We start from the raw sequence: 16,592 nt of genomic DNA on the forward strand, positions 1-16,592 counted from the left end.
GTTAGAAAATACTCGGGTCGAGTATAGAGCAGGGGCTACTTGGGGGCGCCCCTAACCCGGTTTATAATGTACCTGCCCATGACCACCCAGTACTCCACCTCAGCGCCCGGCTGCAGCTTGGACCGCAGCTCCTCGTCCTTGGGCTTCTCGACCTCGAACGTCTCATAGGTCTCCATGTCCATGATCTGAACCATGTCACCCATATCGGCTATTACCTGGCCAATCCTCTTATCGATGATGGGCACCTCAACCCTGGCATCGACCGGGGCTGTAAGGGTCTTCTTGTTCCCCGAGAAGAGGCACACAGCAACCACGTGGGCCTTAGCGCTGCCATGCTTACCGGTCTTAGCCTTGCTCATCTCAACAATCCTGCAGGGCTCTCCATCGATCACAATGTAGCTGCCGACACGTAGCTCGCCCAGAGTCGCGTAGGTGACGCTCACGGTCCAGCACCCCAGGGGGAAGCGCCAAGAGGACCTGCCATATTTTAGAGCTTAGCCCCTGGAAGGAGCCACTGGATGACAAAACATTTAACAGGGCTGGAGGTCGCCCCAGCCTTACATGGTGCCGCGGTAGTATAGCCCGGCCCAGTATGCGGGCCTGTCAAGCCCGTGACCCGGGTTCAAATCCCGGCCGCGGCGCCACCCCCATCACCCAAATCCTCGTACCGGCCCAGGGACACGGCCCCCGGCCCCTTGAACCCCAGGCAGCCGTCCGCGGTCATGGCCCGCAATGAGACCCCCCGCCATTAAGCCAGGGGTACCGGCGCCCGCTAGGCTTGGAGCCGACTCCCACGGTTAGCCTGCCTGACCTTGACCTCCAGGACTCCCCGCAGCTTGGCCCCATGCTCCGGCGGCAGCCGGTGGCCGTGGACGGCGTAGAGCTTCATAACGTAGCCCTCCCTCCCCGGGAACATGTCCAGCCACCGCAACATCTCCCCGGGCTCCGGGGGCCTCTCGGCGTAGAGGGCTACCGCCCTCGGGCTCTCCATGCCCGCCTCCTCCGCGGCTGCGAGCCTCTCCCAGGGCTCAAGCACCCTGGCCTGGAGCACTGCCTCCCACAACACCCCGGCCGAGGCCGGAGGCCTAGCTGCGTCGACGAGGGCCGCCCGGTAGCACTCCGGGTCGCCGCGGTGGTAGCCCCCGGGGGTCAAGCAGCGGCCGTAGAGCTCTATGTAGAGAAGGAGCCCGACCGCGCCCCAGGGGTCTGCGCCCGTCTCCTCCAGCGCGCGCACCATCCATCCGGGGGCTCGGCGGCCTGCACCCGTGTAGATCCGGCCCTCGTAGGCCACCAGCAGGGCTCCGTCCAGCTTCTCCTCCAGCACCACGGGGCCGCTGACCCACAGCCGGCGGCGGCGTAGGAGCCTCTCGTAGTCCTGCAGCCTCAGCACCGGGTGGAGCCTCGCCAACCCCAGGCCACTCCCGGGGCTATGCCAGGCCCAGACCCCGGGCCAGCATATAGGCTCCCATAGCAAGGTAGTAGGCCAGCGCCAGCCGGCGCAGCGCCCTGGAGCCTACCCGGAGGAGGACCCTGGAGGAAAGCGTCGCGCCGGTATAGGTGCCGGCTAACAGGGGGAGCGCAAGGCCCGCGTCGAGCCTCCCCCCGAGGGCGTGGCCTAGCACACCGGCGAGCGCAGTGAGCCCAACCATCATCTTGCTCGTGGCCACGGCAACCTTCATGTCGAAGCGGAGGAGGAGCACCAGCACCGGCACCTTGATTACGCCGCCGCCTATGCCCAGGACGGCGGAGACCATCCCGGCGGCGAACGAGGCGAGCCACCCCACAGCCCGGCCCGAGCCCGGCACCTCGCGGAGGCTGCGCCTGCCGCCACGCCTGCCAACCCCCTCCTCCACCACGAAGCCAGCGGCCGAGGCTATGAGGAGGATGCCGAAGAGCGCCACCAGGAGCCTGCTCTCCACCCTCCCGACGAGCACCGCGCCTAGGAAGGCCCCGGTGGTGGATGCCGACTCGAGGAAGACAGCAGTCCAGACGTCTACGAGGCCCTCCCGGTGGAGGCGGCGGAGCCCCCCGGCGCTGGTGCCGAGTATCGCCACGAGGCTCGCGGCCGCAGCGCGCTTGATGTCGACGCCGGCCAGGACCAGGAGGGGGACTATGAACACACCGCCGCCTATGCCGAGCAGTGTCCCCAGGAAGCCGGCGAGGAAGCCAACCGCCAGCGGCCCGGCTGGGTTCACTCCACAGCAGCCCGAGGAAGGCCGGGCTGGCCACGCCGCTTGCTAAAAAGGAGGCGGCGCCCCCTTCTACGAGGCCCGGGGCTCCTCGACGCCTATCATGCTCCAGAGCCTCCTGCGGAACCGCTCCCACCACTCCCTGGCGGCTGAGGGGTCCTTGAGGAGCCTCTCCGCCCAGTCGCGGCTCCCGACCTCCCAGGCTATACCCGCCACCATGTCCACGGTCTTCCTGGTCTCCCAGGGCCTGGGCTCGGCGCCGGCCTCGAGCTGGTACACTGCTATCTTCCTCAGCGTCTCGGCAGCGTGGCTGGAGAGGTCCACGTCCACCCCCAGTAGCTCCCTGTACATCCTCTCGAGGAGCCTCTCCGCCCAGCGGCGGTGGAACCTGCAGAGCCCCGCGTTGTCGAGCAGGTACTCGGCTTTCATCCTCTCGTACACCGCCTCGGCCAGCTCCTCCGGGTCGGCGAAGCTCGGGCTGTAGACTGTCCAGTAGCGGCCGGGCACTGGCACCGGCGCCACCACGCCCGGGCTCCAGTAGAGGTTGGGGGTCATGTAGCCCCGCTCGCCGTAGGCGGAGTAGACCGCGGGGTCCCGGTGGCTGGCGTGGTACATCCTAGTCCTCCAGGGGTAGACGAGGTCCAGCCACGCCGCCGCCTCCCGCAGCCCCCTCTCGGCAACGGCCTTCAGCAGCGGCGTGCTGTGCTCGACCAGGCCCTCGAGGATCCTCCGGACCGCCTCCGCGTTGACCCCGCTGTCCCTCTCCACGCTGTAGCCAGCCGGGTCGAAGACCGGGCGCCCCTCGAGCCCCGCCTCCCCCGGATCCAGCATGCCGCGGTGGACGAGGTCCATCAACCACGCGGCTATATGGCCCGCCTCTATGGCGTCCAGCCCCAGCTCGTCAGCGAGCTCCACCAGGCCGGCCATGTCCCCGGCGCGGAGCACGCCGGAGAAGGGGCCGAGGGCGTTGGAGGGCTCGTAGTCCAGCTTCACGCCCCTCCAGAGCTTCTTACACGCCGCGGGGCAGGGCTCGCCGCAGGTCCTCCAGGGCCGGGGCCCCTTACCCTCCGGGAACACCTCCCTCTTCACCGGCTCCCAGAGGCTCCTGAGCACCTCCTCGGCGAGCCTCCTCCTCTCGCCCGCCGGCAGGTAGACACTGTTGTAGCCGAAGAAGGGGACGAGCTCCCTGTAGTGGGGGTAGTTCACCCCGAAGGTGCCGCCGGCCCCGAACCTCGGGTCGTACCGGTACTTCACAGTAGCAGCCTCCACCGCCTCCATGAAGCTCTTGCCGGTGGCCTCCCTGCTCAGCCGGTCCAGCAGCCTCACGTCGCGGAGGCGGGGGTTCTCGGAGGCGGGGTCGTAGGAGCCCCCATAGACCACCGCCGCGACCCCGTGGCCCTGGAGCAGGACGCTGCCCCCGCCACCCCTGCTGGCTGAGTCCACAACCCTCCCCGGGGACCCGGCCTCGACGTTGAAGCTGAACACCCCGGCCATGATGGTGCGGGCGGCCGCCGGGCCCACGACGAGGACGCCGGGGGACGGGAGCCCCCGGGCGAGCCTGTCCAGGGCGTAGGCGGCGAGCGCCCAGGTGCCCCTGAGCCCCCGGTACTCGCGCCACACGCTCCAGAGCCTCTCCCAGCCCAGCTCCACGACCTCGACGCCCTCGAGCCCCCCGCTGGAGCCCCTGACCACCACTGCAACCGGCTCCTCGCTCCAGCCCTCCACCACCAGGCCGTGGACCCCGGTGCGGATGAACCGGTAGCAGGCGCCGCCCAGCGCGCTCACGTGCAGCCCGCGGGTGACCGGGCTGCGGAACACGAAGACCATCCGGCGGGAGCCGAACACCCTGCTGCCCGCGAGGGGCCCGCAGCCGGCGACCACGGGGTTACGGGCGCTGAACACCGGGTGCTCCTGGCTCCCGGCCCTGAGGTGGACCTCGATACCGTAGTCGACGGGGCCGAGGACGCCGGGGGCAGCCGCATCCTCAACCCGGTAGCGCCCGGAGCCGGCGTCGACGTGGAGGAAGCGTAGACGCAGGCCCTTCAAGGCCGGCACACGCCCGGAGACCCTATAACACGCTCACCACATAAATGGTAGCCCCGGGAGCCACAGGTCTTGACCGCACCCACGAGGGCGCGGGACCTCGTCAGGGAGATCCACCCCATCTACACGGGCCCGGAGACGAGCGTCCGGAGAGCCGCACAGATAATGGCCGACCACAACGTAGGGAGCGTGCTCGTCGTCGACGAGGAGAAGAGGCTCCTAGGAATATTCACCGAGCGCGACCTGACCAGGCTAGTAGCACGCGGCGAGAACCTGGACAAGCCCCTCAAGGACGCCATGACACCCAACCCGGTCACAGCCCACCCAGACGACCCCCTGCCACTCATAGCCCACAAGATGATAGAGCACAACGTACGCCACATACCAGTAGTCGACGACCAGGGCAGGGTGCTAGGGGTTATAAGCATACGCCAGGTACTCCGCCAGATAATGGCCCGGGAGGAGTGGCCCTAGCAGGCGTCCCTGCCAGGCCAGATCGCCACAAACCCGCCGGAGAACCCCCCACGCCTCCTCCTCTTCTCCCCCGCAACCCCCTCAAGCTCCTCCCAGCCCACACCCCGGACGCGCAGCCACTCCCGCAGCGCCTCCAGCAGGTCAGCAGCCTCCTCCAGCGAGCCCGACCCAGCAAACTCCAAAGCCTCCTCCACAACCTTAGCCCTCAACAGTGCCTCCAACACGCTGCCGGAGACCCGGTAGAGCACCACATCACTACGCCCCTCAAGCTCCCGCGCAACACCATCCCGGACAAGCTTCCAGCAAACCAACCCAGCCACCCCTCAACGCCCACTCACACAGCCCCCAGGGCGGAGAAGGGCCCCGGAGGTAGAGAAGCCAACACACCCGGAGAGGAGACACACGCCGACAAGCACACGGCAGAAGAGCCGAGGACAGACAGGGAGGCGAGGAGAACCAGACGACCACGCAGCAGGAAAGCCGGGGGCCCAGGCCCCGCACGCGCAGAGCCCGGGGAGAGAGCCCCTAGCCCCGGGCCCTGGACCCCTTGGCGGGCCACGCAGCCCTACAACCAGCGTGGCCCGCCCCTGGGCGAGAAGCCCACGGCGTCCGGGCGATTGGGAGCGGCGGGCTCAACCCCTCGGGCCCTAAGGCCCTCGGGGCTTACACCCCCGCCCCATCAACCCCGTCTTCTACGGGAGCCCGGGCCCGGCCCCCAGAGGAGGCCGGGCGGCCGCCTCTTTTCGGGGAGGGGTTCCCGCTTAGATGCTTTCAGCGGTTACCCCCTACGGCGTGGCTGCCCGGCGCTGCCCTGCCGGACAACCGGTACACTAGAGGCCGCGGCGCCCCGTTCCTCTCGTACTAGGGGCACCTTCCCCTCAGGCGGCCCACACCCCCCGCGGGTAGAGTCCGACCTGTCTCACGACGGTCTAAACCCAGCTCACGTTCCCCTTTAATGGGCGGGCAGCCCCACCCTTGGGGGCTGCTGCACCCCCAGGATGGGAAGAGCCGACATCGATGTAGCAAACCGCGGGGTCGATGTGAGCTCTCGCCCGCGACGACTCTGTTATCCCCGGGGTAACTTTTCTGTCATGCCCGGCCCCCACCGAGGGGGGCACGAGCGTTCGCTAGGCCGCGGTTTCCCGGCCGGACCCCTTGCTGTTCGGGGTCCGGTCAGGCCGGCTTTTGCCCTTGCACTCTACGGCGGAGCTCTGACCCGCCTGAGCCGACCTTTGGGCGCCCGTGTTACCTTTTCGCGGGCGTGCCGCCCCAGCCAAACCGCCCACCTGGGGCTGTCCCCCCGGCTCCCGCCGGGGGTAAGCCCCCCGGGCCTGGGTGGGTGGTGTTTCATTGGCGCCTCCCCACCCCCCGGAGAGGGTGGCTCATCGGCTCCCACCTACGCTACGCACCCAGGCCCGAAGGGCAACCCCAGGCTGCGGTAAAGCTCCACGGGGTCTTCTCGCCCTGCGGGGGGATGCCGGCCTGTGCACCGGCTCCGTGGGTTCACGGGGCCCCGGGCCAGGACAGTGGGGACCTCGTTGATCCATTCATGCGCGCCGGAACTTACCCGGCAAGGCATTTGGCTACCTTAAGAGAGTCAGAGTTACTCCCGGCCTTCAGCGGCGCTTCGCCGGGTTGAACCCCGGTTTCACGGACCGCCAGTGGCCAGGATTCGGCCCCCGTACACACCCTTTCGGGCTTGCGGGGACCTATGTTTTTATTAAACAGTCAGGCCCCCCTAGGCACTGCGACCCGCGGTCCAGAGGGTTTACCTCCAGACCGCGGGCACCCCTTCTCCCGAAGTTACGGGGCCAATTTGCCGAGTTCCCTGGCCCGGGTTGACCCCCAGACGCCTGGGGCTTCTCACCCAGGGGCACCTGTGTCGGTTCTCGGTACGGGCGCGGGGGATCGCTCCCCGCCCCCTTTTCAAGGGCCCCCGGGATCGGCGGAAGGGCCCTAACGGGCCCCCATTCCCGCCTTCGGCCGGTTCTCGCCATGACGGCTCTCCCCGGCCTTCAGCGGTTAGCCGGGTCGCGGCCCTTCGGCCGCCCCCGGTCCGCCTACCCGGAGGCGTCGGAGGCGGGGCTTGCGTTGCCGCACCTACCCCCGCGGCACGGGAATATTGACCCGTTTCCCTTTCCCCGGGTCCGTGTTACGGCCCGGGTTAGGGCCGGCTCACCCTCGGCCGACGACCGTTGCCGAGGAACCCTGGCCCTTTCCGGCGGAGGGGATTCTCACCCCTCTTCGCTGTTACTACCGCCGGGATCCGCACCCGGGGCGGCTCCAGCGGACCTCACGGCCCGCCTTCTGCGCCGCCCCGGCGCCCGCCTACCGGATGCGGCCCGCATAGCGGGCCGCCCCCGGGGTCTCGGCGGCCGGCTTAAGCCCCGACATATCTTCGGGGCCCTCGGCCTCGGCGGGTGAGCTGTTACGCACTCCTTAGAGGATGGCTGCTGTTAGGCCCACCTCCCCGCTGTCTGAGGCCGAGGACGCCCTTTCGTTGGCACTTAGCCGGCCCTTGGGGGCCTTAACCCCGGTCTGGGTTGTTCCCCTCTCGGCCCCCGGGCTTACCCCGGGGAGCCCCACTCCCGCCATCTACGGCGGCCGCGGGTTCGGAGTTTGATAGGGGGCCGGGGGCTGTCACGCCCCCTGCACCCCCAATCAGTGCTCTACCCCGCGGCCCGGCCTCCGGCGGGGCTGCCCTGCGAGGCACTTCGGCGGGAACCAGCTATCACCGGGCTAGATTGGCCTTTCACCCCTAGACGGGGGTCAGGGGAACGAATTGCACGTCAGAACCCCTTCGGGCCTCCACCGGGCTTTCGCCCGGCTTCACCCTGCCCCCGCCTAGATCGCCCGGTTTCTGGTCTCACGGCCGTGACTCCGGGCCCTTACGGACCCCGCCCCTCGCCGGGGGAAGCCCCCGGCTGCGGGCTCGTCGGTTTCCCTACGCCTTCGGGGGTGAACCCCTTAGGCTCGCCACGGCCGTGAACTCCCCGGCCCGTGTTTCAAGACGGACGGGGCGACCCTGGTCCGCCCCTCTCGTACTCCCGGCTCGCGCCGGTTTCCTTCGAGGGGCCTCATCCCTTTCGGGCCGCCCCGTGCTTAGCCGCCCGGTTTCAGGCTCTTTTCACCCCCCTTCCGGGGTGCTTTTCAGCGTTCCCTCACGGTACTAGTTCGCTATCGGTCTCGGGACGTATTTAGCCTTGGAAGTCGGTGACTCCCAGCTTCCCACGGCAGAACCAAGCCGTGGTACTCTGCTCGGCGGCGCGGGCCCCCCCGGGTTTAGCCTACGGGGCTGTCACCCTCTACGGCGGGGCTTTCCAGCCCACTTCGGCTACCCGGGGTCGGCCCGCTGGGGCTCGGGGCCCCAGCCGCCGAGCCAACAACCCCTCATCCCTCCGCGGTTATCCCGCGGAGGATTGGTTTGGGCTCTCCCCCTTTCGGTCGCCCCTACTCAGGGGATCCCTGTTGGTTTCTTTTCCTCCCCCTACTAAGATGTTTCCGTTCGGGGGGTTCCCGCTCGGTACTCCCGCGGAGAACCCGCGGTTTCCCGAGCGCCACGGGCTATTCGCCCGTGGCGGGAGGCCCCATTCGGGGATCCCGGGTTCAACGGCTGCCTGCGCCTACCCCGGGCATATCGCCGCTTGCCGCGCCCTTCGTCGGCGCCCGAGCCGAGCCATCCACCGGGCGGCGTCCGTGCCGTGGGAGCCCGCCCAGGGCGGGGTCCAGGGCCCGGTTTGGCCGGGCCCTCCCGGGCCCTGCGCGCCGCCCACCGGGCCCGTATGGGCCCCCGAGCCCCGGGATAACGGGGGTTCCCGGGGTGGCCCGTTCGGCCCCCTGCAGCCACAGGAGGTGATCCAGCCGCAGGTTCCCCTACGGCTACCTTGTTACGACTTCTCCCCCCTCGCGGGGGAGAGGTTCGACCCCGCCCTGGCGAGGGACGGGGCCTCACCCCTCCCCCGCTCGGGTGGAGCGACGGGCGGTGTGTGCAAGGAGCAGGGACGTATTCACCGCGCGATGCTAACGCGCGGTTACTAGGGATTCCGCGTTCACGAGGGCGAGTTGCAGCCCTCGATCCCAACTGCGGCGGGGTTTAAGGGATTGCCTCCCCCTTTCGGGGTCGGATCCCGCTGTCCCCGCCATTGTAGCCCGCGTGCAGCCCGGGGGATTCGGGGCATGCTGACCTGCCGTGGCCCCCTCCTTCCTCCGCCTTGGACGGCGGCAGTCCCCCTAGTGTGCCCCCGGGGTGGCCCCCGGGGTAGCAACTAGGGGTGGGGGTCTCGCTCGTTGCCGGACTTAACCGGACACCTCACGGCACGAGCTGGCGACGGCCATGCACCTCCTCTCAGCGTGTCGGGCAAGGTCGTCAGCCTGGCCGTCATCCTGCTGTCGCCCCCGGTAAGATTCCCGGCGTTGACTCCAATTAAGCCGCAGGCTCCACCCCTTGTGGTGCTCCCCCGCCAATTCCTTTAAGTTTCAGCCTTGCGGCCGTACTCCCCAGGCGGCGGGCTTAACGGCTTCCCTGCGGCACTGGGCGGGCTCCAAGCCCGCCCAACACCTAGCCCGCATCGTTTACAGCCGGGACTACCCGGGTATCTAATCCGGTTTGCTCCCCCGGCTTTCGCCCCTCACCGTCGGGCGCGTTCCAGCCGAGCGCCTTCGCCACTGGTGGTCCTCCCGGGATTATCGGATTTCGCCCCTACCCCGGGAGTACCCTCGGCCTCTCCCGCCCCCTAGCCCGGCAGTATCCCCCCCACTCCCCGGGTTGAGCCCGGGGCTTTAGGGGGGGACTTACCGGGCCGGCTACGGGCGCTTTAGGCCCAGTAATCATCCCGACCGCTCGCGGGGCTGGTATTACCGCGGCGGCTGACACCAGACTTGCCCCCCGCTTACTCCCCCGCCTTCCTACAGCGGGGAACAGCCGCCTTATCGGCGGCACTCGGGGTGACCCCGTCACGGTTGCCCGCATTGCGGAGGTTTCGCGCCTGGTGCGCCCCGTAGGGCCTGGGCCCTTGTCTCAGTGCCCATCTGGGGGCTCCCGCTCTCACGGCCCCTACCCGTTATCGGCTTGGCGGGCCGTTACCCCGCCAACTACCTGATGGGCCGCAGCCCCATCCTCGGGCGGCGCGCGGGGAGGCTCCGCGCGCCCTTTCGGCGAGGGACCCGTTCCAGGCCCCCTCGCCTATCGGGGATTAGCCCCAGTTTCCCGGGGTTATCCCCGTCCCGAGGGTAGGTTGGCCACGTGTTACTCAGCCGTCCGCCGCGCCCCCGCGTCCGGGGGCGCACGACTCCCATGGCTTAGTCCCACCCCGATAGCGGTCGGGCCCGGCAGGATCAACCGGAGTCACGGCCGCAAGGCGGGCCGTTGCCGGGCCACCCCGTGCCGCCCGTTATCCCGGAGGCCCGGGGTCTGGCCCCGGGCCCGGTGGGCGGGCGGGGCCTGGGCCCCCGTCGGGCCCAAGCGTCCCAGGGGTACGGCCCCCGGGTTTGCTTGGGCCCCCATTATTGCTGCGTGATCGTCCCGCGGCCCCGCCGGGGTTCCCTCCCAGCGGGGCTCGCCGTGTTTGAGGGCTAGCGGCCGAGGGAAGGATATAAGTATTTCGTGGTCGTGTCTCTCTACTCTATCAGAGCTACTGTTTTCAGGTAAGCCTGGGTGTTACCACCATTCTTTCAATACCGTGTATGCCAGCCGCCCCCGTATTGGCCCAGGCCCCGTCACACCCAGTGTGAAGACCCGGCGTCTACAAGACATGGCTGCAGCCGCCCTGCAGCGTGACCGGCTGCACAGGTAGTGCTGCACCTGAACCTAAGTATGTGGGACACTACCCGGTAATGCGGTGGGAGCCCGGTGGAAAATGGAGACTAGCTCCATAGAACCCATGGAGGCCGGGCGGGGAGAGCTAGGGGGCGCCGGCGGCTGTGGGAGCGTGCGGAGAGCGGTGGTGCTGTGCCCCCGGCTGGAGGCTAGCCCGCCCATCCCGCCGGGCTTTGCCCGGCGTCGCGGCTGCGCCGCCGCCGGGAAGCCGGGGGCACCCAGGTACCGGTGGGGCCGGGGCTGGAGGGGTATCTGGGTTTCCAGCCCTTCGGGGGCTAGGGTGCCGGGAGCCCTGCCTGCTCCGCCGCCTCGGCGCGGAGCCTCTTCATGCAGCCATCCCTTAGCTTTGGGCCGTGCTGCGCCTCCTCCAGGCACTCGCTCGGCGTGGCGTCGGGGCCTAGAAGAGCCTCGAGCCTCTTGAGAGCCTCTCGGGGAACGCCCCTGCGGTAGACCTGCTCGCAGGCTGCGGGGCCGCCTAGGCTGCGAAGCGCGGCAGCCTCGGCTGCCGCGGCCGCGGCGAGAGCCCTCACCATGCCGTGGTTGAAGCCCAGGTGGTGGGCCACCGTGCCGCCCACCTTCCTCTTGGAGAGCTGGGTGGCGTCAATGTAGGCCTCGAGCGCGCGGCTAATGATGCCGTGGAGCTTGGAGGCGGGGTCCCAGGCGCCGCAGCCACTGTAAACGAGGGCCACAAGCCACCGGCGCCGAGCCATGACGAGGCTCTGGAGCGTCAGCAGCTCCTCCCGGCTCGGAGGCGGGGGCCTACCGCGCGGCGTCCTCGGCTCGAGCAGCCTCCAGGGAAGCGGCTCCTCGGGCGCGAGGGAGAGCGTGTGGAGGAGGCAGCCACTCCAGCCCGTGGAGCTGTAGGCGTGGAGCTCCACCACCTGCCTGGTCTCAGCCGGGAAGGGCCGCGGCTCGGCCGCGACAGCCTCCAGCCTGGCCCCGAGCAGGGCTGCCGTCGCCGCGGCCGCCTCGAGCACAACTGCTTGAAGCGCGCCGTGCCCCTCCTCGCCCAGGACGACGTAGACCGTGCCGGGCCTCCTCCGCTCCCTCAGGGCGGCTGCGAGCAGCGCGCTGAGCACCGCGGCGTGAGCGTCGCCGGGTAGGCCCGTGAACCTCCAGCCGCCCATGAGGCCCCTCCAGGGCACCGTGGCGTAGGAGGCACGGGCACAGGCCACGGTGCCTAGGCGGAGGCCACAGCGCCTCACCATGTAGTCCTGGAGCCTATCGAGCACCTCCCTGTAGCTCTGCGACCGGGGGAAAGCGCCGACCTGAGGCCACACACTGTACACGTCGGGGACCAGCACGAGCCCCCGGTTATCATACACGTTTGGGTCGAGGAGGGCGGCCAGGGGGTCCAGGGCCTCGGCCGACGCCGCGCCGTATACGAACTCGAGGCGGGGTAGCCGCTTGAACGGGCTACCCATAGCGTATACCGCGAGCCCGGGCAAGACGCTCCACGGCACCCCTGGGGAGGGTCGCCCCCACCCAGGGGATTAATGAGAGGCCAGGGCTCGGGACGCGGCCTCCCGGGGCCACACCACCCCTCCACGCGGGAGGGGCCTTCGGCTGTCCGGCAGAGCATCCTCACAGCCGGGGGAGAAACGGGGTGGTGGACCGGCCGGGATTTGAACCCGGGACCTCTCGGGTGCGAACCGAGCGCTCTTCCAGGCTGAGCTACCGGCCCACCCGTGGTAGACGGCCGGGCCCCAATAACCGGCTATAAAGCTTCCCGCCGAGCCCCTGGGGCTCCGATGCGGGCCTTGACGCCATCCCCCGGCGGTAGGCCGGGGTTGGCACGGGCAGGGAGCAACCCGGGTTCCCTCGTCACAGCCCCGGGGGCTGGGAGCAGGGACCTCCCGGAGACTGGAGCCCTGGGCACGGAGACCTATATTAGGCCAGCCCTTCCCCATACGCCGCGTCCCGGGGATGGGCCGCCTCCGGGGAGCCCGCCCGGCGAGGGGCGGGCAATGAGGCTCAGCGGCCTCGCGTCGGAGCAGCGCTGTGACGTGTGAGAGGCCGCCGTAGCTCAGCTGGTAGAGCGCGGGGCTGTGGACCCCGAGGTCCCGGGTTCAAATCCCGGCGGCGGCCCCACTCGGGCAGCCTCCCAGCGGATTCCCCCGGCCCTTCTCTACAATCCACTGCCTCCTGGGCACACACCGCCCTTAGCCAACCCTCCTGGCGCTCCAGGGGCTGCATGAGCCCCGGGGGGCCGGAGGGCCTCGATGCTTATCCCCGGCCCCCCTGCCAGTCATACCCGGGGGCTCCCCCGGAGGCCTCGGCTGGCCGCTGACGGGCCGCAGAGGCCCGGGGAAACTCCGCCCTCCCCGCGGCGCCGGGGCCCCGCAAGGGGCGCGGGTGATACCCGCGGCAACGGCACAGAAACGGCACGCCCGCCCAGGGAGGACGGTGAAGCGGCGAGGGCCCGCCGGCGACGGCGGGCCAGTAACCCGCAGAGGACCTGGGCGGGTGCGTTGAAACGGCCGTCCCCCGGGGAGCAAGGCGGCGCGCCGATGAGGGCCGCGCGAGCGGCGCGCCGGGTCCGCTTAGTCGGATGCGGCCGAAGGTACAGAAGGCGGGTTATAGCCGGGGCCCCGGGGGAGCCCCTCCCGGGAAGGGGTCACCTCCTCTTCACATACGAAAGTAGCTTGAGGGCCTTCTCGGGCTGCTTCTCGGCGAGCGTGCCCACGACTATGGCGTCGGCGCCTGCCTCCACTAGGCGCCTGGCGTGCTCGGGCTCTCGGACCCCGCCTCCGGCTATCAGTATGGGCTCCTCAGCCGCTGTCCTGGCGTAGCGCACAGCCTCCGGCGGCACCGGGCGCGGAGAGCCTGAGCCCGCCTCCACGTATATAGCGTGGAAGCCGAGCAGCTCCGCCGCCGCCGCGTAGGAGGATACCACATATATGTTGTCCAGTGGTATCGGCTGCGCCCTGCCAACGTGGCCTGCAGCGCCCCCATGCCCCACTATTATGTAGGCTGTTGGTATAGCTTCGAGGCCTAGCCTCTTCACCAGGAGGGCTGCCGACACCTGGGCGCCGATAAGCCAGTACGGGTCCAGGCTGTTGAGCAGCGACATGAACAGTATAGCGTCAGCGCTTCTAGCCACGTTGTTAACGCCACCGGGGAAGAGTATCGTAGGGAGCCTTACTCCGCCGCTGCGGAGCTTTCCAATATACTCATCTATATCGTAGGGCGTTATGTTCAGGCTGCCCCCTACCAGCAGCGCGTCGGCGCCTGCCTCCTCGAAGCGGGCCACGATCTCTAAACTTAGAGGCTTCTCGGGGTCCGACAGGAGTAGGAAGAGCTTTTCACCAGACTCTATCTTCCTTCTCAGCTCCCTCTCTACTCTCCCCGGCCTCGCCACCCTCGACCGCCTCCTCGCCCTCCTCTTCACCGGCCTCCTGTGAGGCGAGCTCACTAAGGGATATTGATGCCTCCTCCTTGGTGAAGCTGTACTCTATTTTGCCCTCCAGGTACGCGTCGAGGAACTTCGAGTAGACGTCGACTGGGTGGAATATCTCGGGCACCCACATCTCGGCGTACAGGCCGCAGCGGCCACACCTTATAATCGCCTTTACCTCGCCCTTCTCGTTCCTCTCCTTCTTGTTTATCTCCACGGTGAGCGCCTTAGCGCCGCAATGGGGGCACTCGAACACGGTTGGAAGGGTTCTTGGAGCCCTCAGCAGCTGTGGCTTTCTCCTCTTCCTCCGCCTGCCCACTCTCCTACACCACTTCCCAGCGGACAGCACAGGTACAAGTAATTATAATCTCGCTATGCGCCGTGCAGGCTGCCTACCCCGTGCAGCCCGCCTCGCGCAGCTCTGAGCCATACTTGCGGCTGAGCGCCTCCTCCACGTCGACGCCCACAAGGGATGCTATACTAAGCACCCACGCTATGACATCGGCGAGCTCCTCGGAGACCTGGCGCTTGTCCCCCTTGAGGAGGGCCTCGCCGAGCTCGCCCACCTCCTCAACAAGCCATGTAAAGGTCGCGTAGACCCCTCTGCCTGCGTCCCTGAGGCCGAAAGCCTTTCCCATAGCTCTCTGTATACATGATATGTCCAAGAGACAGCCCCTCAGCCCTCCCTCAGGGCGTGATGGAAGCCTGGTATGCACGCCAGGGAAATTGTGGCCGAGCGTGGCTTGCACTAGATTATACTGAGGAGCACCACGGCGGCTATGAAGCCTACCGTTATGATTACAACATGGGTGGGCTTCAGCTTTACTAGTGCCTCCTCCTCGCTGAATGCGAGCAGCCCGGCTGCTGTGAACACTGTAGGCGAGGTATCCCTTGACTTCTCCTCCTTGCTGCTCTTCTTCTTATTGGAGCCGCGTGCCATGGCTCCGAGCCTCCGGCCCCCTGGGGGTGGGCCCTGGGCTGTGAACTTATCCTCTTCCCTCCGGGGGCGCCTCCCTGGTGGGCTCCACAGGAACCCTAGGGGTTGTATGACTAACTGGTACACTTGTTTGCTTACAATACTATGTTTGTTGGGGGGAGGTACCCCTGCTCTTCTACTGGAGCCTGGATCGGGGGTCTTGCTGCTCTTCTCTCCGGGTGGCGGCACGTTTATGGATTAGAATGTTTGGTTTAGACAAACACTTTATTGGAATAGAATTAACGGTAATATAAGACTATTCATAGCATGTAGACTTGCTGTTTTCCACTCCGACCTCGGTCTACCCATGACGTCTGGAGTGTTTGCGGAGTGGAAACCACGGGGTCTCCCCGGGGCCGTGTCTCGGCGGCTCTGTGCTGCTGGACGGCACGTGTCTCTCCAGGCCGGTGGCCTCACTGTGGGCTCCAGTGGAAGCAGAGGGGTCGTTTACCTATAGGTTAATCCTAGGGCTGGCTACGGGGGTGCGGGGAGGCTCCAGCCTTCTCTCCCCAGGGGCGCGGCCCGGCGGGGGCATCAGGTGGTGGTAGGAGGAGAGGGGTGGAGTGTAGCACCCTAGGAGCTTGTACTCAGCGGCCCTGCAGCCAGCCTCTACAGGCGGGGTCTCGCGGACGCAGAGGTACTCCGCGTTTAATGTCAGCCTTCCTCTATGCGGCTTGGCCTGCCCCCCGGCCTCGACTAGGCTCCCGCTGGGTAGGCGCAGGACGATCCGGCGGAGCCTTCCCGTCTCCCTGTAGAACGCAGTGTCTATACACCCTGTCTCGTCGCATATACGTGCTAGGACGTGTCCCCCCGGGAGCCTCTTGACGTCCTCTATCCTGCCCTCCACTACAGGGTTGTCGTATGGCCTCACCCTGGCTACCGGCTTCCTTCTCAGGTGTGCCCCGGTGGCCTGGTTGCTGCGGAAGATGGTCCAGTGGCTGGGCTCCTCCCCGGCCTCTATAGTGTCGAGGGCTTTGAGGAGGATGTCCGGCCTCTCCCCCCGGACGCCATAGAGGACGGGGTCGTATCCGTGGGGTGCTATGAGTACTCTGCCCTCCTCGTAGTCGTAGTTCATGAAGGTGTAGGGCCTTGTCTTCAAGTCATACTCTATTACGCTCTCCTCGTCTATCCTCCTGGGCTTGGCCCAGTTCTTCAGCCTCCTATAGGCTAGGAGCTCGAAAGTGTAGTCGCTCAGTACAGCTCCAAGCGCGGCTAGGGAGCCTACGAGGCCGCGGGAGCCGGCCCCTCCATAGCCAGCGGTCAGGGTGGCCGTCTCCCGGAGGCACTTCTCTGCCAGGCGGAGCGGCACTGACTCATGGACCGCTCTGAGGTAGAGGCGCTCTAGGCACCTAGGCCTATGCTCCATGTAGTCTTCGAGCCTTTCGGCGTCTTCGAGGACCAGTATAACGTAGGCGGCCTTGCCCTCCGGGGCGGTGGCGTACAGCCGGGAGGCCTTCCTCACCAGCTGGGCCAGCCTCTCAGCATCGCTGCGTGAGTCCACGTGGAGGAGGAGTGCTACCGCGCCGTTACCCCGGGTCTTCCAGGGCACGGCTGGGTTGAGGCGGATGAGCCAGGGGTAGTCTACGGGCTCGTAGCCCTCCCGGAGGGCCTGGTGGAGGATTATGGAGGCGAAGTGGGTGGTGCAGCCGGCGAATGCCGTGTCGAAGCTGTCGAGCCCTATAGCGGCTATCAACTGTA

12 protein-coding genes, 3 tRNA genes, 2 rRNA genes and 1 other RNA gene are annotated in these 16,592 nt (G+C 67.9%); 4 read left to right on the forward strand and 14 right to left on the reverse strand.

Annotated elements, in window-relative coordinates; all coding sequences use genetic code 11:
• Positions 1-35: 35 nt before the first annotated feature.
• Positions 36-443, reverse strand: coding sequence for a translation initiation factor IF-5A (locus CF15_RS02695; RefSeq protein ID WP_058370418.1), 408 nt, complete (start codon positions 441-443; stop codon positions 36-38).
• Positions 444-566: 123 nt separating this feature from the next.
• Here CF15_RS02695 and CF15_RS02700 point away from each other — a divergent pair.
• Positions 567-644: transfer RNA gene (locus CF15_RS02700), tRNA-Asp, on the forward strand.
• 128 nt (positions 645-772) lie between these two features.
• Here CF15_RS02700 and CF15_RS02705 read toward each other — a convergent pair.
• The 3 genes from CF15_RS02705 to CF15_RS02715 all read right to left on the reverse strand — a co-directional run bounded on the left by CF15_RS02705 (position 773) and on the right by CF15_RS02715 (position 4,235).
• Positions 773-1,408 carry a hypothetical protein gene (locus CF15_RS02705; RefSeq protein ID WP_058370419.1) on the reverse strand — a complete coding sequence of 212 codons (636 nt, stop codon included), beginning with the start codon at positions 1,406-1,408 and terminating at the stop codon, positions 773-775.
• Between the two features lie 19 nt (positions 1,409-1,427).
• Complete coding sequence (locus CF15_RS02710) at positions 1,428-2,195, reverse strand: sulfite exporter TauE/SafE family protein (protein ID WP_058370420.1); 768 nt, start codon at positions 2,193-2,195, stop codon at positions 1,428-1,430.
• A gap of 66 nt (positions 2,196-2,261) precedes the next feature.
• Positions 2,262-4,235 carry an aldehyde ferredoxin oxidoreductase N-terminal domain-containing protein gene (locus CF15_RS02715; protein WP_058370421.1) on the reverse strand — a complete coding sequence of 658 codons (1,974 nt, stop codon included), beginning with the start codon at positions 4,233-4,235 and terminating at the stop codon, positions 2,262-2,264.
• A 69-nt stretch (positions 4,236-4,304) separates the two neighbouring features.
• Here CF15_RS02715 and CF15_RS02720 point away from each other — a divergent pair, with 69 nt between their 5' ends.
• A complete protein-coding gene (locus CF15_RS02720) occupies positions 4,305-4,706 on the forward strand; it encodes a CBS domain-containing protein (RefSeq protein ID WP_058370422.1) in 402 nt (133 codons plus the stop codon).
• Here CF15_RS02720 and CF15_RS02725 read toward each other — a convergent pair.
• The 5 genes from CF15_RS02725 to CF15_RS02745 all read right to left on the reverse strand — a co-directional run bounded on the left by CF15_RS02725 (position 4,703) and on the right by CF15_RS02745 (position 12,205).
• Positions 4,703-5,017: a nucleoside triphosphate pyrophosphohydrolase family protein gene (locus tag CF15_RS02725; RefSeq protein WP_058370423.1), complete on the reverse strand. Its 315-nt coding sequence runs from the start codon at positions 5,015-5,017 to the stop codon at positions 4,703-4,705. The two genes, CF15_RS02720 and CF15_RS02725, sit on opposite strands and share 4 nt — an antisense overlap.
• A 286-nt stretch (positions 5,018-5,303) precedes the next feature.
• Positions 5,304-8,414, reverse strand: a 23S ribosomal RNA gene (locus tag CF15_RS02730).
• A gap of 139 nt (positions 8,415-8,553) precedes the next feature.
• A 16S ribosomal RNA gene (locus CF15_RS02735) occupies positions 8,554-10,051 on the reverse strand.
• The 16S and 23S rRNA genes sit together here, the layout of an rRNA operon.
• A gap of 745 nt (positions 10,052-10,796) precedes the next feature.
• Positions 10,797-11,969 (reverse strand): hypothetical protein, encoded by a 1,173-nt coding sequence (locus CF15_RS02740; RefSeq protein ID WP_058370424.1) that lies wholly within the window; start codon positions 11,967-11,969, stop codon positions 10,797-10,799.
• A gap of 159 nt (positions 11,970-12,128) precedes the next feature.
• Positions 12,129-12,205, reverse strand: a tRNA-Ala gene (locus CF15_RS02745).
• 331 nt (positions 12,206-12,536) lie between these two features.
• Between CF15_RS02745 and CF15_RS02750 the strand changes: the two genes are divergently transcribed.
• Together CF15_RS02750 and rnpB are read left to right on the forward strand one after the other, a co-directional pair.
• Positions 12,537-12,612 (forward strand) — tRNA-His (locus tag CF15_RS02750).
• Between the two features lie 179 nt (positions 12,613-12,791).
• An RNA gene (rnpB, locus tag CF15_RS07845) (RNase P RNA component) lies at positions 12,792-13,113 on the forward strand.
• A gap of 25 nt (positions 13,114-13,138) precedes the next feature.
• On the opposite strand, the gene CF15_RS02755 is transcribed toward rnpB, so the two are convergent.
• The 5 genes from CF15_RS02755 to CF15_RS02775 all read right to left on the reverse strand — a co-directional run bounded on the left by CF15_RS02755 (position 13,139) and on the right by CF15_RS02775 (position 16,587).
• Positions 13,139-13,882 (reverse strand): phosphoglycerol geranylgeranyltransferase, encoded by a 744-nt coding sequence (locus CF15_RS02755; RefSeq protein ID WP_058370425.1) that lies wholly within the window; start codon positions 13,880-13,882, stop codon positions 13,139-13,141.
• On the reverse strand, positions 13,827-14,237 hold the full coding sequence (locus CF15_RS02760) for a zinc-binding protein (RefSeq protein ID WP_058370426.1): 411 nt from the start codon (positions 14,235-14,237) through the stop codon (positions 13,827-13,829). Before CF15_RS02760 ends, CF15_RS02755 begins: the two co-directional genes overlap by 56 nt.
• 73 nt (positions 14,238-14,310) lie before the next feature.
• A complete protein-coding gene (locus CF15_RS02765; protein WP_201783077.1) occupies positions 14,311-14,556 on the reverse strand; it encodes a MazG nucleotide pyrophosphohydrolase domain-containing protein in 246 nt (81 codons plus the stop codon).
• A gap of 110 nt (positions 14,557-14,666) precedes the next feature.
• On the reverse strand, positions 14,667-14,858 hold the full coding sequence (locus tag CF15_RS02770) for a preprotein translocase subunit Sec61beta (protein ID WP_058370428.1): 192 nt from the start codon (positions 14,856-14,858) through the stop codon (positions 14,667-14,669).
• 487 nt (positions 14,859-15,345) lie between these two features.
• Positions 15,346-16,587, reverse strand: coding sequence for a TiaS agmantine-binding domain-containing protein (locus CF15_RS02775; protein ID WP_058370429.1), 1,242 nt, complete (start codon positions 16,585-16,587; stop codon positions 15,346-15,348).
• Positions 16,588-16,592: the final 5 nt, after the last annotated feature.

The organism is Pyrodictium occultum (assembly GCF_001462395.1).
Classification (GTDB): Archaea; Thermoproteota; Thermoprotei_A; order Sulfolobales; family Pyrodictiaceae; genus Pyrodictium; species Pyrodictium occultum.

What these genes read in the sequence shown, in the direction of transcription:
- CF15_RS02765 (WP_201783077.1), bottom strand. Translation starts at nt 14,556, where the DNA reads ATGGGAAAGGCTTTCGGCCTCAGGGACGCAGGCAGAGGGGTCTACGCG.
- CF15_RS02770 (WP_058370428.1), bottom strand. Translation starts at nt 14,858, where the DNA reads ATGGCACGCGGCTCCAATAAGAAGAAGAGCAGCAAGGAGGAGAAGTCA.